Here is a 13,572-nt window from a genome sequence, read left to right as displayed (position 1 = left end):
AGGTGACCGACCTCACCATGTGGCACGCACCTGGCGGATGATCCGCCGGCGCAACCGCACCCTGCGGCTGCCGTCGCGCAGCAGGCTCAGTCGGTCCAACTCCCAGTGTCCGTACTCGGCATGGTCCGTCAGCAGACGAGTGGCCTCCTTGCGGGACACCCCGCGAGGCACGTACACGTCGACAAATTCGTATTCCGGCATCGCATCTATTGTGCGGGCTGGGGCCCGGTACGGATAGCGTCTGCACTATGTCTGATGCTGCGCAGCCCACCGCTGCCGAGGTACGCGCCGCCGCCGAGGCGATCAAGACCGCGCTCGACCGTCATCTGGCCGCGGTCGAACGCAGGTCGGGTGAGGACGACCCGGCCGTCCTGGAGGCGTTCAACGAGCTGGCCGCGGCCGCCGAGGCGTACGACGAGCTGCTCTACGACCGCTACGACGAGGTCACGCCCTTCGAGATCCCCGGTGCCGAGGAGCTGCCGCCGTACGCGGGCCCCGAGGAACCGAACGCGATCAGCGTGCTGATCCGCCGCGACTACGCCGTGGCGGAACCCCAGCGGCTGCTGTCGCAGGCCCAGCGGGTCGAGGCGGCGGAGTACGAGGCCGCGGGCGGCCTGGCCGAGGACGCCGCCGGTACGGTACCGGGCGCGCTGGGCATCCTGTTCGGCGAGTTCGAACCGGACGAGATCGCCTCCCGGCACAAGGAGTTCGGCCTGGAGGAGGGCGACTCCACACTCTGGGTCACCGCTTCGGACGAGGCCCCCGAGGCGGGGGAGTGGCTGGAGGCGCCGTTCGAGCACATCGATCCGCAAGGAGTGGTGTGCCGGTTCGATGTGAGCGCGGTGTTCGACGACGAGGACGACGAGGAAGCGGACGAGGACGAAGATCTCGAGTTCGTCGAGGACGAGGACGAGGTCGAGGGCCAGGTCCAGGGCGCCCAGAGATGAGGGTGGCCGGCGGTGCCATGGCCCTGAGACCGGCACGGCACCGCCGCGTTCCGCCGCTGTGACCGAGCGCCGTCACGGCGGAAGGGGATCCAGAAGACCTATGCGGGTACCTGCGTGCGCAGCAGCGACTGCAAGCGGGTCGTGCGGGGCTTGGCCGGTGTCTCCGCCACCGCCTTCGGCAGGGCCTGTTCCACGCCGTGGACCACGGACAGATGCCGCTCGGCGCGGCCGAAGGCCGTGTACACCCAGGGTCTGCTGAGCGCCTGCGCGGCGTCGCCGGGCAGCACGACGACCGCGGCCGGCCAGCGCGTGCCCGCCGCCTGGTGCGCGGTGAGCGCCCAGCCGTGCCGCAGGGCGCCCTCCACCCGCTCGCGCGGTACGACCACCGGGGCGCCCGCGCACGACAGGTGCAGCCCGTCCGTGTCGGCCTTCACCACCACGCCCGGCACCGCACGGCCCGGGGCGGGGGAGTAGGCGATCCGGTCGCCGGGGTCGAAGCCGCCGAAGCGGCCCGGGCCGGGGTTGAGGCGCTCCTTCAGCGCGGCGTTGAGGGCGCGGGTCCCCGCGGCGCCGCCATGCCCTGGGGTGATCACCACGGTCTGGTCGGCCGGGACACCGAGCGCACGCGGCACCGAGTCGGCGACCAACTGGACGGTCCGGTGCACGGCCTCGCCCGCGTCCCGCACCGGGACGATGACGATCTCCTTGCCCGGAGCGGCGACCTGGTTGAGCTCGCCGATGCCGATGCCGGAGACCAGCTCGCCGATCGGGCCCTGGTCCGGGATGCGGGAGGCGAGCTGCGGGCAGACGCGGGCGGCGAGCAGGTCGGCGAAGACCCGCCCCGGTCCGGCCGACCACAGCAGAGCCGGGTCGCCGCTGAGCACCAGCCGGGCCCCGTCGGGCAGCGACTCCACCAGCATCGCGGCGCTCTCCACGTCGAGCTGCGGCGCGTCCAGCACGATCAGCAGATCGAGTTCCAGCGCGCCGTCCGTGTCCCGGCCCGGTCCCTCGGCGCCGGACAGCAGGCCGGCGACCGTGCCCACACCGTGCTCCGCCGGGTCCGCGCCCAGCAGGGGGGCGAGGCGGTGGCGTCCGTCGGGCGTGTGGCAGACGGCGAAGGCCCGCAGGCCGGCCGTGCGGGCGGCACCGAGCAGCGCGGCCGGTTCGGCGCGGGCCGCCTCCCCGCCGGTGTGCAGCACCAGGCCGTGTCCGGCGACCGCGCGGACCAGCTCGGCGGTGCCGCCGGAGACGGCGTCGACCGCCGCCTGCCAGGCCTGCTCGGTCTCCTTGGGCAGCGAGTTGACCAGCCGGGCCAGGCCGTCGGCGAGGCTCTCCTCGGCCAGTGCGTACCGCTCCAGGCCGACGAGGACCCGGACCGGCCGCTCCTCCTCGCCCTCGCCCTCCTCCGCCGCCTGAGGCGGGGCGGCTCCCGGTTCCTCCAGGGCGTCCTGGAACGCCAGGGCCTCGCCCTCCGCGAGGGTGCTCTGCACCGCCGCGTCCGGGTCCGGGACGCCCTGCTTGCCCAGCGCCGCGGTGAGCGTGGGCAGTTCCAGCGCGGTGTGCCCGGCCAGGGCCGCCTGCTCCAGCAGCCAGACGGTGATCGCACGAGTCCGCCGCTCGTCGCCCGGGCTGCAGGCGGCGCCGAGCAGGGCCCTGGCGAAGCCGTCGGCCTGGTCGGGCCTTACCCCGCTGATCCGCAGCAGCTGCCAGGGGTCCTCGCGCAGCGCCGCGTCGGCGCCCTCGCCGAGCGCCGCGGCCACCTGGGGAGCCAGGGTCTCGGGCGCGCCGCCCTCCGCCAGCACCCGGCGCACACCCTCCACCGTCTCCGGTGCCGGAGCACTGGGCGTGACGGCGGCCGGTGCGGGCGCGGGCTGCGGCCGGCGCACGGGCTCCGGGGCCGGGCGGCGCGGCGCCGGAGCGGGCTCGGCGAACACCGTGTCCACCGGCTTCTCGCCGCTCTCCACCGCCCGCACCGCCGCGAGCAGGTCGGCCGCCTTGCCGCTGAGCTTGGTGCCGCTCTCGATCGGGCCCTTCCTCTCGGCCTTGCGCCGCTCGATCCGCTCCCGCTCGACCCGCTGCGCAGCCAACTCGGCCTCGGCCTCGGACAACTGGCCGGAGCCTGAGTCTTCGCCCTCGGTGCCACCCGCGCCCGCCGCTGCTCCGGCGCCGTCGCCCCCGGCACCGGTCGGGCTGCCGGCGCCGTCACCGCCGTCGGCCCGGCCGGCGTCAGCCTCTTCGGTCCCCGTGTCGCCGCCCGCGCTCTCGCCCCCGCCCGTGCTGCTCTGGCCCTCGGGCGCGTCCGGCGTCCCCGGCCCGGCTTCCTCCGTGGTCTCCGGCTCCGTGCTCACAGCGTGCTCCAGTCGTGATCGGGATAGCGGTGCACGGGCGCCGACACATCGTCCAGCGCCCGGCAGATCTCGTCAGGAAGACTAAGGGCCTCCACTGACAATGCCGCCGTGAGCTGCTGAGCGTTGCGCGCACCGACGATCGGCGCGGCCACGCCGGGCCGGTCCCGGACCCAGGCGAGGGCCACCTGGAGCGGGGTGACGGCCAGCCCGTCGGCGGCCGTCGTCACCGCGTCCACGATGCGGGTCGCCGTGTCGTCCAGGTACGGCTCGACGAACGGCGCCAGATGTTCGGAGGCGCCACGCGAGTCCGGCGGGGTGGTGTGCCGGTACTTCCCGGTCAGCACGCCCCGGCCGAGCGGGGAGGAAGGCAGCAGGCCGACGCCGAGATCCAGCGCGGCGGGCAGCACCTCCCGCTCCACGCCCCGCTGCAGCAGCGAGTACTCCATCTGCGTGCTGGCCAGTCGCGTGCGGATGCCCGGCGCCGCGAGCTGCCAGGTGGCGGCCTTGGCGAGCTGCCAGCCGCAGAAGTTGGAGACGCCCGCATACCGGGCGCGGCCGCTGCTGACCGCGATGTCCAGGGCCTGGAGGGTCTCCTCCAGCGGGGTCCCGTGGTCGAAGGCGTGGACGTGCCACACGTCGACGTGGTCCGTGCCCAGGCGGGCGAGCGAGGCGTCGAGGGCGGCGAGCAGATGGCCGCGGGAGCCGTCGAAGCGGCGGTCGGGGTCGGGGACGCTGCCCGCCTTGGTGGAGATCACCAGGTCGCGGCGCGGCACCAGGCCGTCCATCAGCTGCCCGAGCAGATACTCCGCCTCGCCGTTGCCGTACACGTCGGCGGTGTCGACGAGGGTTCCGCCGGCCTCCCAGAACGCCTTCAGCATGTCCGCGGCGTCGTGCTCGTCCGTGTCCCGGCCCCAGGTGAGGGTGCCGAGCCCGATCCGGGACACGCGCAGGCCGGTACGGCCGAGATGCCTCTGCTCCATGCGGCCGAGATTACTGGCCAGAACCGGTGCGGTGGGTGGCCTGTGGATAACCGCGTCGGGCCGCGGCACGGTGCTTTCAGGCGCCCTGTGCCTGCCCCGGACTCCGTCCCCGCGCTAGGGTCGCCTCCACAAGGACGTTACTCATGGGTAAGGGGATTCGGCCATGCAGCTCGGGATCAACCTCGGCTACTGGGGTGCCGGAATGGACGGGGACAATCTGGCCGTGGCCCAGGAGGCCGACCGGCTGGGCTTCTCCGTGTGCTGGGCCGCCGAGGCCTACGGCTCCGACGCGGCCACGGTGCTCAGCTGGGTCGCCGCACAGACCGAGCGCATCGACGTCGGCTCGGCCATCTTCCAGATCCCGGCCCGTCAGCCCGCGATGACCGCGATGACGGCCGCGACGCTCGACTCGCTGTCCGGCGGCCGCTTCCGGCTCGGGCTCGGCGTGTCCGGCCCGCAGGTCTCCGAGGGCTGGTACGGGGTCAAGTTCGACAAGCCGCTCGCCCGCACCCGCGAGTACGTGGAGATCGTACGCAAGGCCATGACCCGGGAGCGGCTGAGCTACGAGGGCGAGCACTGGACGCTGCCGCTGCCCGGCGGCCCGGGCAAGCCGATCAAGCTGACCGTGCACCCGCAGCGCGAGCACATCCCGCTGTACATCGCCGCGATCGGCCCGAAGAACCTGGAGCAGACCGGCGAGATCGCCGACGGCGCCCTGCTGATCTTCCCCGCCGCAGAACACCTCGAGGAGACCACCCTCAAGTACCTGCGCGCCGGCCGGGAGAAGGCGGGCAGGACCCTCGACGGCTTCGACGTCTGCCCGACCCTGCCGATCGCCGTCGGTGACGACAAGGACGTGGCCCGGCTCGCCGACACCTTCCGGCCGTACACCGCGCTGTACGTCGGCGGCATGGGCAGCGCCAAGCAGAACTTCTACAACCAGCTCGCCCAGCGCATGGGATACGCGAAGGAAGCCGCCGAGATCCAGCAGAAGTACCTGGCGGGGGACAAGCAGGGGGCCGCCGCCGCGGTCCCGCAGGACCTCATCGACAAGACGACTCTGCTCGGTTCCGTCGACCGCATCGCCGACCGGATGAAGGCCTACGCCGCCGCCGGCGTCACCACGCTCAGCCTGTCGCCGGCCGGGTTCACCCTGGAGGAGCGGCTCGCCTCCCTGCGGGCCGGCAGCGAGGCACTGGAGCGCGCCGGGCTGGCCTAGGAGTTTCAGCGGCCGTGGTGGGGGCTCGGGGGTCTTCCCCGCCACGGCCGTCACAGGGAACAACGCGCCAGGCGCCGCGCGGTTACGACCGGGGAGTCATTCTTTTGGCCGAGCGGACACGCACAGCTGTTGCATGCCCGCACTGTCCGCATTTGACTCTATTCATGCTTTCGGCCAAGAGTCTGTTCAAGGAGATCCTCGACAACGACGAGGCCTTCCGGCTCTTCTGCTCCATCGCCGCCAGCGGAGAGTCCCAGGGCGGCTGGGAGAACGGGCGCATCGCCGCGCTGGTCCCGCCCGGCGAACGCGCCCTCGCCCCGAAGATCGCCCGGCACGGCGCCGACGAGGACAAGCACGGACGCATCTTCACCGCCCTGATGAAGAAGCGCGGGCTCACCCCCGTCGCCGTACCGCCCGAGACCGACTACACGATGCTGCTGGAGCGGCACGGCATCGGCCTCGCCCACGACAAGCTCAGGCGGGACGAGCCGCTCACCGAGCGGGACATCGTCGTCTACCTCTCCCACAGCCGCGTCACCGAACAGCGCGCCGCCGAGCAGATGGCGCTGCTGCTCGGACACTTCGCCGGCCATCCCGAGGTCGGCAGGGCCGTACGCATGATCGCCGACGACGAGGACGCCCACCTCGCCTACACCCATGAGGAACTGCTGCGGCTCGCCGTCGCCGGGCACGGCCGGCTCATCCAGCGCACCCTGCGCGAGTGCGCCCTCGCCGAGATCCGCGTCCACCGGGACGTCAGCCTCGCCGTGATGGCCCGCATGGGCCGCATCCTGGGCTGGTCCAGGGCCAGGTACGCCCTCCTCGCGGCCGGCATCCACGCGGTGTACGCCTACGAGCGCCTCGCCGGCTGGCGCCGCATGGTCACCCTCCGCATGCCCGAGCGCCGCGACCCCCTCGGCGACCCCGCCACCCCCGCCCCCGAGTTCGCCTGAGCCGCACCGGGCCTACAGCCAGCCGCGATGCTTGAACAGGCGGTACAGCAGCACCTCCAGAGCCGCCATCGCCAGGATCACCGCCGGATACGACCACAACCAGTGCAGCTCCGGCATGTGGTCGAAGTTCATGCCGTAGATCCCCGCGATCATCGTGGGGACCGCGGCCATCGCCGCCCACGCGGAGATCTTCCGCATGTCGTCGTTCTGCCGCACGCTCATCTGCGCCAGATGCGCCGACAGGACGTCCGACACCAGCCGGTCCAGGGCCTCCACGGACTCGTTCACGCGCGTGAGGTGGTCGCCGACGTCCCGGAAGAACGGGCGCGCCTTGTCGTGCACGAACGGCACCGACGCGCCCAGCGGTCCGGTGCCGGCCAGCCGGGTCAGCGGGAGCGCCAGCGGGCCGGTGGCCCGGCGGAACTCCAGGATCTGCCGCTTGAAGCCGTAGATCCGGGACGCGGTGCCCCGCGAGCCGCCGCCGTCCGGCAGGAACACCTCCGCCTCCAGCTCCTCCAGATCGGTCCCCAGCTCCGTCGCCACCTCCAGATAGTGGTCGACGACAGCGTCGGAGATCGCGTAGAGCACGGCGGTCGGGCCCTTGTCGAGCATCTCCGGCTCCTGCTCCAGCCGGCGCCGTACGGCGGCCAGCGGCGAGCCCTCGCCATGACGGACGGTGACCACGAAACCGTCGCCGACGAAGACCATGATCTCGCCCGCCGAGACCGTGTCGCTCTCCGCCTCGTACACGACCGGTTTCAGCACCATGAACAGCGAGTCCTCGTACACCTCCAGCTTGGGCCGCTGATGCGCGTTGAGCGCGTCCTCCACCGCCAGCGGATGCAGCCCGAACTCCTGGGTGACCAGGTCGAACTCCCGCTCGGACGGCTCATACAGGCCGATCCACACGAACCCGCCCTCGGCCCGCGCCTCGGAGAGCGCGTCGGACAGGTCCTCCGGGCCCTCGGTGCGGTGCCCGTGCCGGTAGATGGCGCAGTCGACGATCACGGAGCGCATTCTCCCTTCGTCCGGTCACCGGTGCATGTGCTGATACGCCTACCCTGGGCCGCATGCCCACGCTGATCCTCGTCAGGCACGGACGTTCCACCGCCAACACCTCCGGTGTGCTCGCCGGCTGGACGCCAGGCGTCGCCCTGGACGAGCGCGGCGCCGCCCAGGCCGCCGCGCTGCCCGCAAGGCTCGCCGCACTGCCGATCTCCGAGGTCGTCACCAGCCCCCTGCAGCGCTGCCAGGAGACCGTTCGGCCGTTGCTGGAGGCCCGCCCCGGCCTGCGCGTCCACACCGACGAGCGGATCGGGGAGTGCGACTACGGCGACTGGTCCGGCCGCAAGCTCGCCGAGCTCAAGGACGAGCCGCTGATGGAGGTCGTCCAGGCCCACCCGTCGGCCGCCGCCTTCCCCGGCGGCGAGTCCATGCGCGCCATGCAGACCCGCGCCGCCGAGGCCGTACGCGAGTGGAACGCGCGCGTGGAGCGCGAGCACGGCGCCGACGCCGTCTACCTCATGTGCTCCCACGGTGACATCATCAAATCCCTGGTCGCCGACGCCCTCGGACTCCACCTCGACCTGTTCCAGCGGATCTCCGTGGAACCCTGCTCCGTCACCGCGATCCGCTACACCCGGCTGCGGCCGTTTCTCGTTCGCCTCGGCGACACCGGGGATTTCGCTTCGCTCGCCCCGCGCGAGGAACCTGGTGAGGGCGACGCACCGGTCGGAGGTGGTGCGGGCGCACCGTGATCGTCGGCCGCAGTAGGGTGAAGCGATCCACACAGTCGCGCATCCGTGGGCGGCCCGCACCGCCGAAACTCTCGAACTCACTCTCAATGGAGACAGGACGTGTCCCGTCAGGTGTTCCTCTACGACCCGCCGGACCGCTTCGTGGCCGGCACGGTCGGACTGCCCGGACGCCGTACGTTCTTCCTCCAGGCCACCGCAGGCTCCCGGGTGACCAGCGTGGCTCTGGAGAAGACCCAGGTGGCCGCCCTCGCCGAGCGCATGGACGAACTGCTCGACGAGGTCGTACGGCGCAGCGGCGGCAGCGCCGCCGTCCCCGCGATGGCGCCCACCGAGATCGCCGACACCGCGCCGCTGGAGACCCCCATCGAGGAGGAGTTCCGCGTCGGCACCATGGCGCTGGCCTGGGACGGCGAGGAACAGCGCATGATCGTCGAGGCCCAGGCCCTGGTGGAGCTGGAGGCCGACACCGAGGAGGACCTCGCCGAGGCCGAGGAGCGCCTGCTCCAGGACGAGGAGAACGGGCCCCCGATGCTGCGGGTCCGGCTGACCGGTGCGCAGGCCCGGGCCTTCGCCAAGCGCGCCCTCGACGTCGTCAACGCCGGGCGGCCGCCGTGTCCGCTGTGCAGCCTCCCGCTCGATCCGGAAGGACACGTATGTCCGCGCCAGAACGGATACCGCCGCGGAGCGTGACGCCCACCGACGCCGCAGCCGACTCGGCCGCCGCCGAGCTGCTCGCGCGGGGTGAGCTGACCGTGCGCGGCCGGATCCGCGAGGCGTCCAACGCCGCACTCTTCTGCACCATCGCCCTGGACGGCCGGGAAGCCCCCTGCATCTACAAGCCGGTGGCCGGGGAGCGCCCGCTGTGGGACTTCCCCGACGGCACCCTGGCCGGCCGCGAGGTGGCCGCCTACGAGGTCTCCGAGGCCACCGGCTGGGGGCTCGTCCCGCCGACCGTGCTGCGCGACGGGCCGTACGGCGAGGGCATGTGCCAGCTGTGGATCGACGTCCAGGCCGAGGCGGAGCTGCTCGCCCTGGTGGACGCCGAGGAACCGGAGCCGGGCTGGAAGGCGATCGGCCTGGCCGAGGTCGGCGAGGGCCGCACCGCGCTCCTCGTGCACGCCGACGACGAGCGGCTGCGCCGGCTCGCCGTCCTCGACGCGGTGATCAACAACGCCGACCGCAAGGGCGGCCATCTGCTGCCCACCACCGACGGCCGGCTCTTCGGTATCGACCACGGCGTCACCTTCAACGTCGAGAACAAGCTGCGCACGCTGCTGTGGGGCTGGGCCGGGGAGCCGCTGACCGCCGAGGCCGTCGAGGCCCTGCAGGGACTGCGGGGGGCCCTCGGCGGGCCGCTGGGCGAGCGACTGACCGCACTGATCACCCCGGCCGAGATCGACGCCACACGCGCGCGTGTCGAGGCGCTGCTCACCACGGGAGTGCACCCGGAGCCGAACGGCGAGTGGCCCGCCATCCCCTGGCCGCCGGTGTGAGCGCGATCAGCACATCGGGCGCCGATGTACAAGACCGCGAAACCGGCCAACGGGCGCGATCCCGTTCGTATACGCGGCGGGCAGCCGGTTAGGCTCATGTACATGCATGCCTGGCCCGCTTCCGAGGTCCCCGCCCTGCCTGGTCAGGGCCGCGACCTGAGGATCCACGACACCGCGACCGGCGGCCTCGTCACCCTCGACCCCGGTCCCGTCGCCCGTATCTACGTCTGCGGCATCACCCCGTACGACGCGACCCACATGGGTCACGCGGCGACCTACAACGCGTTCGACCTCGTGCAGCGCGTGTGGCTCGACACCAAGCGGCAGGTCCACTACGTCCAGAACGTCACCGACGTCGACGATCCGCTGCTGGAGCGCGCGGAGCGGGACGGCGTCGACTGGGTCGCCCTCGCCGAGAAGGAGACCGTCCTCTTCCGCGAGGACATGACCGCCCTGCGGATGCTCCCGCCCCGGCACTACATAGGCGCCGTGGAGGCGATACCCGGCATCGTCCCGCTCGTGGAGCGGCTGCGTGAACTCGGCGCGGCCTACGAGCTGGAGGGCGACATCTACTTCTCCGTCGAGTCCGACCCGAACTTCGGCAAGGTCTCGAACCTCGACGCGGCCGCCATGCGGCTGCTGTCCGCCGAGCGCGGCGGCGACCCGGACCGCCCGGGCAAGAAGAACCCGCTGGACCCGATGCTGTGGATGGCGGCCCGCGAGGGCGAGCCCAGCTGGGACGGCGGCTCCCTCGGCCGGGGCCGGCCCGGCTGGCACATCGAGTGCGTGGCCATCGCCCTCGACCATCTCGGCATGGGCTTCGACGTCCAGGGCGGCGGCTCCGACCTGGCGTTCCCGCACCACGAGATGGGCGCCTCGCACGCCCAGGTGCTCACCGGCGAGTTCCCCATGGCCAAGGCCTACGTCCACGCCGGCATGGTCGCCCTGCACGGCGAGAAGATGTCCAAGTCCAAGGGCAACCTGGTCTTCGTCTCTCAGCTCCGCCGGGACGGCGTCGACCCCGCCGCCATCCGTCTCTCGCTGCTCGCCCACCACTACCGCGCCGACTGGGAGTGGACCGACCAGGTCCTGCAGGACGCAGTGGCCCGCCTCGGCCGCTGGCGAGCGGCCGTCTCCCGCCCCGACGGCCCGCCCGCGGACGCGCTGGTCGAGGAGATCCGCGAGGCCCTGTCCAACGACCTGGACGCCCCCGCCGCCCTCGCGGCGGTGGACCGCTGGGCGGCCCGGCAGGAGGAGCAGGGGGGCACTGACACGGGCGCGCCCGGCGTGGTCACGCGTGCGGTGGACGCGCTGCTGGGAGTGGCGCTCTAGTTCCCGCACCTCCGATGGAGGCGGGAAGGGGCGGTTCCCTCCTTGGGAACCGCCCCTTCCGGTGTCCTCACTCCTCCGAGCCGTCTTCGTCGTCCCCCTCGGCCGCATCCGGCCTGGGCGGTTTCGGCGGCCGGTTCTTTCCGCCGGGACTGTCCCTGCGGAAGGAGCCACCGTCCCCGCCGTCGGCCGTCGCGTGGCCGCCCGGCGGGCTGACATCCCGGCGCCGCAGATACCGCTCGAACTCGCGGGCGATCGCCTCACCCGACGCCTCCGGCAGCTCGGCGGTGTCCCGGGCCTCCTCCAGCGTCTGGACGTACTCGGCGACCTCGCTGTCCTCTGCGGCCAGCTGGTCCACGCCCACCTGCCAGGCGCGCGCGTCCTCCGGCAGCTCGCCCTGCGGGATGCGCAGGTCCAGCAGGTCCTCCAGCCGGTTGAGCAGCGCCAGCGTGGCCTTCGGGTTGGGCGGCTGGGAGACGTAGTGCGGTACGGCCGCCCACAGCGACACCGCCGGGACGCCGGCGTGCGTGCACGCCTCCTGCAGGACGCCGACGATGCCCGTCGGGCCCTCGTACTTGGTCTCCTCCAGGTCCATCCGCTGGGCCAGGTCCGGGTCGGACGTCACCCCGCTGACCGGCACGGGACGCGTGTGCGGGGTGTCACCGAGCAGGGCGCCCAGGATGACCACCAGCTCCACGCCCAGCTCGTGCGCGAAGCCGAGCAGTTCGTTGCAGAACGAGCGCCAGCGCATGGACGGCTCGATGCCGCGGACCAGCACCAGGTCGCGCGGCTTCTCGCCGCCGACCCGCACCACCGACAACCTCGTCGTCGGCCAGGTGATCTTGCGCACACCGGCGTCCATGAACACCGTGGGCCGGTTCACCTGGAAGTCGTAGTAGTCCTCGGCGTCGAGCGCCGCGAAGACCTCGCCCTTCCACTCGCGTTCCAGATGCGCGACCGCCGTGGAGGCGGCGTCGCCGGCATCGTTCCAGCCCTCGAACGCGGCCACCATGACTGGGTCGATCAGCTCGGGAACCCCCTCCAGCTCGATCACCCAGTGCCTCCTTCCGACGTGCCCTCGCTTGACTCACCAACCTTACGGCGTCCGGCGGGGGCGCCCGCAGCCCCTTTGCGTGGGCCAGTGACCGGATCACTGCCCCGTTCGCCACCGTCGAACACCCGCCGTCAACCCGGAGCCCGACCGGATCCGCACGGGCGTCTGCCCCCCTCTCACAGGGTGCTGCGCAGCCACTGTTCCACGCTCGCGATGTGCACGGTCGCCCAGGAGCGGGCCGCCTCCGCGTCCCGGTCGCGCAGCGCGGCCAGGATCGCCCGGTGCTCGCGCAGGGTGCGGCCGACCGCGTCCTCCTGGGTGAGGCCCCGCCAGATCCGGGCCCGCGTGGTCGGCCCCGACAGGCCGTCCAGCAGCGAGCACAGCACCGAGTTGCCCGCGCCGCGCACGATGCCGCGATGGAACTCCAGGTCCGCGGCGACCAGTTCCTCCACCGAGGGTTCGTCACCCAGGGCGTCCAACTGGGCGGACAACGCGTCCAGTTGCTGTTCGCCGATCCGGAAGGCCGCCATCGCGGTCGCGGTCGGCTCCAGGATCCGGCGCACGGCGAGGAACTCCAGGACGGTGTCGTCGCGGTGGAAGTCCACGACGAAGCTCAGCGCCTCCAGCAGCAGTTGTGGATCGAGGCTGGTGACGTACGTGCCGTCGCCCTGCCGCACGTCCAGGATCCGGATCAGCGACAGCGCCCGCACGGCCTCCCGCAGCGAGTTCCGCGACAGCCCCAGCTCGGCGGCCAGCTCGCTCTCCTTGGGCAACCGGTCCCCGGGCCGCAGCGCACCGGAGACGATCATGCCCTTGATCTTCTCGATCGCCTCATCGGTGACTGCCATGACCGGCCTCCCTGGTCGCCCAGACATCGGATGTCTCAGCGGCCATTATGCGGGCGGCGCGTCGAACCACTCCCTGCCCGCCGCCCAGTGCCGCACCCAGCCGGCGAAACCGGACTCGGCGGTGGTGCACCCGAACTCGGCCCCGAAGGGGAACGCGCCCTCACCGGTGATCTGCCATATGTGGCCCCGATGGGGCCCGGTGACGATCAGATGCCAGTCCATGCCGCAGCCGTCCGTGCCGAGCATGAGCGAGCCGTCGCGGCCGACCCGCTCGATCACTGCGTCCGGATCCTCGTAAGGCCCCTCGTCCTCCTCCCACAGCCATGCGCCGGAGAGCGGGAACGGCTCGGCCAGGTCCTGCTTCGCGCCGCCCGCGACCAGTCCCACCAGCCCGTACTCCGGCGGCCCCTGGTACGACCCGTCCGTCACCTCCGCCACGAACGTCCGGTACGGCTCCGGCAGCACCACCCCGTGCTCCGTCTCGAACGCGCGCACCGCCGCCCAGCCGAGAGCGGACTCGCCGCCGTCGTCCACCGCGAAGGCCTCCCGCAGCGCCGCGAGTTCGCCGGGATCCGCTTGATCGTCGTTCATGTCCCCATGGAAGCACCCGGCACTGACAACGCCCCCAGGGCAGCCGAAAGGGG

At 72.5% G+C, this 13,572-nt stretch carries 14 protein-coding genes; 7 read left to right on the top strand and 7 right to left on the bottom strand.

Annotated elements, in window-relative coordinates:
• Positions 1–12 precede the first annotated feature (12 nt).
• The gene (locus ACWCQS_RS27845) at positions 13–201 is read right to left on the bottom strand and encodes a DUF5703 family protein (protein ID WP_014671721.1); all 189 of its coding nucleotides are present in this window, start codon (positions 199–201) and stop codon (positions 13–15) included.
• A gap of 47 nt (positions 202–248) precedes the next feature.
• Between ACWCQS_RS27845 and ACWCQS_RS27840 the strand changes: the two genes are divergently transcribed.
• Positions 249–947, top strand: coding sequence for a hypothetical protein (locus tag ACWCQS_RS27840; protein WP_451006989.1), 699 nt, complete (start codon positions 249–251; stop codon positions 945–947).
• A 98-nt stretch (positions 948–1,045) separates the two neighbouring features.
• Here the strand turns inward: ACWCQS_RS27840 and ACWCQS_RS27835 are convergent, their stop codons facing one another.
• Together ACWCQS_RS27835 and ACWCQS_RS27830 are read right to left on the bottom strand one after the other, a co-directional pair.
• Positions 1,046–3,295: a helix-hairpin-helix domain-containing protein gene (locus tag ACWCQS_RS27835; RefSeq protein WP_451006988.1), complete on the bottom strand. Its 2,250-nt coding sequence runs from the start codon at positions 3,293–3,295 to the stop codon at positions 1,046–1,048.
• Positions 3,292–4,275: an aldo/keto reductase gene (locus ACWCQS_RS27830; protein WP_451006987.1), complete on the bottom strand. Its 984-nt coding sequence runs from the start codon at positions 4,273–4,275 to the stop codon at positions 3,292–3,294. Before ACWCQS_RS27830 ends, ACWCQS_RS27835 begins: the two co-directional genes overlap by 4 nt.
• A gap of 163 nt (positions 4,276–4,438) precedes the next feature.
• Between ACWCQS_RS27830 and ACWCQS_RS27825 the strand changes: the two genes are divergently transcribed.
• Together ACWCQS_RS27825 and ACWCQS_RS27820 are read left to right on the top strand one after the other, a co-directional pair.
• Entirely contained in the window at positions 4,439–5,494 is a 1,056-nt protein-coding gene (locus ACWCQS_RS27825; RefSeq protein ID WP_451006986.1) for an LLM class F420-dependent oxidoreductase, read from the top strand.
• 164 nt (positions 5,495–5,658) lie between these two features.
• Complete coding sequence (locus tag ACWCQS_RS27820) at positions 5,659–6,447, top strand: ferritin-like domain-containing protein (RefSeq protein WP_451006985.1); 789 nt, start codon at positions 5,659–5,661, stop codon at positions 6,445–6,447.
• A gap of 12 nt (positions 6,448–6,459) precedes the next feature.
• On the opposite strand, the gene corA is transcribed toward ACWCQS_RS27820, so the two are convergent.
• The gene (corA, locus tag ACWCQS_RS27815) at positions 6,460–7,455 is read right to left on the bottom strand and encodes a magnesium/cobalt transporter CorA (protein WP_451007117.1); all 996 of its coding nucleotides are present in this window, start codon (positions 7,453–7,455) and stop codon (positions 6,460–6,462) included.
• Between the two features lie 62 nt (positions 7,456–7,517).
• Between corA and ACWCQS_RS27810 the strand changes: the two genes are divergently transcribed.
• The 4 genes from ACWCQS_RS27810 (at position 7,518) to mshC (ending at position 11,029) form a co-directional block, all read left to right on the top strand.
• Positions 7,518–8,204: a histidine phosphatase family protein gene (locus ACWCQS_RS27810; RefSeq protein ID WP_451006984.1), complete on the top strand. Its 687-nt coding sequence runs from the start codon at positions 7,518–7,520 to the stop codon at positions 8,202–8,204.
• 99 nt (positions 8,205–8,303) lie between these two features.
• Positions 8,304–8,894: a DUF3090 domain-containing protein gene (locus ACWCQS_RS27805; protein WP_388626415.1), complete on the top strand. Its 591-nt coding sequence runs from the start codon at positions 8,304–8,306 to the stop codon at positions 8,892–8,894.
• Positions 8,858–9,697: an SCO1664 family protein gene (locus ACWCQS_RS27800; protein ID WP_451006983.1), complete on the top strand. Its 840-nt coding sequence runs from the start codon at positions 8,858–8,860 to the stop codon at positions 9,695–9,697. The genes ACWCQS_RS27805 and ACWCQS_RS27800 overlap by 37 nt, the downstream gene beginning before the upstream one ends.
• Before the next feature lie 102 nt (positions 9,698–9,799).
• Positions 9,800–11,029 carry a cysteine--1-D-myo-inosityl 2-amino-2-deoxy-alpha-D-glucopyranoside ligase gene (mshC, locus tag ACWCQS_RS27795; protein WP_388626412.1) on the top strand — a complete coding sequence of 410 codons (1,230 nt, stop codon included), beginning with the start codon at positions 9,800–9,802 and terminating at the stop codon, positions 11,027–11,029.
• A 67-nt stretch (positions 11,030–11,096) separates the two neighbouring features.
• On the opposite strand, the gene ACWCQS_RS27790 is transcribed toward mshC, so the two are convergent.
• The 3 genes from ACWCQS_RS27790 to ACWCQS_RS27780 all read right to left on the bottom strand — a co-directional run bounded on the left by ACWCQS_RS27790 (position 11,097) and on the right by ACWCQS_RS27780 (position 13,519).
• Positions 11,097–12,080, bottom strand: coding sequence for a PAC2 family protein (locus ACWCQS_RS27790; protein WP_451006982.1), 984 nt, complete (start codon positions 12,078–12,080; stop codon positions 11,097–11,099).
• Positions 12,081–12,256: 176 nt separating this feature from the next.
• Positions 12,257–12,928: a FadR/GntR family transcriptional regulator gene (locus tag ACWCQS_RS27785; protein ID WP_451006981.1), complete on the bottom strand. Its 672-nt coding sequence runs from the start codon at positions 12,926–12,928 to the stop codon at positions 12,257–12,259.
• Between the two features lie 45 nt (positions 12,929–12,973).
• Positions 12,974–13,519: an SMI1/KNR4 family protein gene (locus ACWCQS_RS27780; RefSeq protein WP_451006980.1), complete on the bottom strand. Its 546-nt coding sequence runs from the start codon at positions 13,517–13,519 to the stop codon at positions 12,974–12,976.
• Positions 13,520–13,572: the final 53 nt, after the last annotated feature.

It is taken from the genome of Streptomyces sp. NPDC002076, from assembly GCF_053593835.1.
This window is presented reverse-complemented; position numbering and strand designations above follow the sequence as displayed.